The organism is Deltaproteobacteria bacterium (assembly GCA_011773515.1).
Taxonomy (GTDB): domain Bacteria; phylum Desulfobacterota; class Deferrimicrobia; order J040; family J040; genus WVXK01.
This window is the reverse complement of the sequence record WVXK01000028.1, coordinates 1-1088: the sequence shown is the minus strand read 5'-3', so window position 1 is coordinate 1088 and position 1088 is coordinate 1. Positions and strand designations below refer to the sequence as shown.

The following is a 1088-nucleotide window of genomic DNA, read 5'->3' as shown; positions in this document are numbered from 1 at the left end:
TATGGGGCGGACTGTATTGTCACCCCGCCGAGCCTTTTACCTCAGGAGTATGGGAATCGGGTCAAGACGGATCGGCGGGACAGCCGGAAGTTGGCGTATCTTTTGGCCAAGGGGATGCTCAGGCGGGTTTGGGTACCGACTTTGGAGGAGCGCTATCATCGGCAGGTGATTCGGCGGCGGAGGCAACTGATAGGAGATCGGGTACGAACGCAGAATCGCATCAAGGCAGAGCTTCGGTTTTATGGGGTAGAGTTGGTTGAGCCTCGTGGTCCATGGCCTCGGGTTTACGTCGAGAGGCTTTGGTCGATTCGATTTGGTAACCGATGGATGCAGGAGAGTTTCCAGAGGCTTTTGGAGCAGTATGAGTTTTTGACCGAGCAGATTGCGAAACAGACTCAGCTCTTGAGGGAGCTTTCTGAGACACCGTGTTATCGGGAGCGGGTGGAGATACTGCGCAGTGTTCCTGGTATTGGGTTGATTGCGGCCATGGATGGAGCTTTTGGTGGAGCTTCAGGATGTGGGTCGTTTCAGGCGGGCAGAGCAGCTTGCGGCATATGTGGGTTTGACGCCATCGCAGTATTCCAGTGCGGAGAAGATCCGCATGGGTCGGATTACGGGGGCCGGCAAGAACGGGCTTCGGGCGATACTGGTGGAGGCCTCGTGGAAGTTGATCACCAAGGATGGGGTCATGCGGGACAAGTATGAGCGGATCAAAGCTCGTTCAGGGGCGAAGCGGGCGATCGTTGCCATTGCGCGAACATTGCTTTTGAGATCGAGGCGGATACTGCTCGATGGCTGCCCTTATGGTTTGGGAGTGATAGGTTCGGTGTGAGGGCCTGAAACCGAAAAGAACCAAGGTTTGGGGTATGGCGTGAATTCATCTGAGTGTGCCGACCATCAGGCAACCCCGTTTTCAAGACTGCCAACCCCGAATTGAATACCTCGGATTGATTGCATGTGGTTTCATACAAGATGAAAACCACGGATAGTAGACTGGTTTGGGATTCACGTTACCCCTTGACTCTTTACATAGTAGATGGATTCTTGCGTAAGAGGGTGATCAAGAAGTATCGATTTGCGTTTGAAAT

2 protein-coding genes are annotated in these 1088 nt (G+C 53.6%); both read left to right on the top strand.

Annotation, left to right across the window (positions count from 1 at the left end; genetic code table 11):
• The coding region (locus GTN70_03560; protein NIO16066.1) for a transposase at positions 1-705 on the top strand (705 nt) is incomplete at its 5' end.
• The gene (locus tag GTN70_03555; GenBank protein ID NIO16065.1) at positions 518-832 is read left to right on the top strand and encodes a transposase; all 315 of its coding nucleotides are present in this window, start codon (positions 518-520) and stop codon (positions 830-832) included. The genes GTN70_03560 and GTN70_03555, both read left to right, overlap by 188 nt.
• Positions 833-1088: the final 256 nt, after the last annotated feature.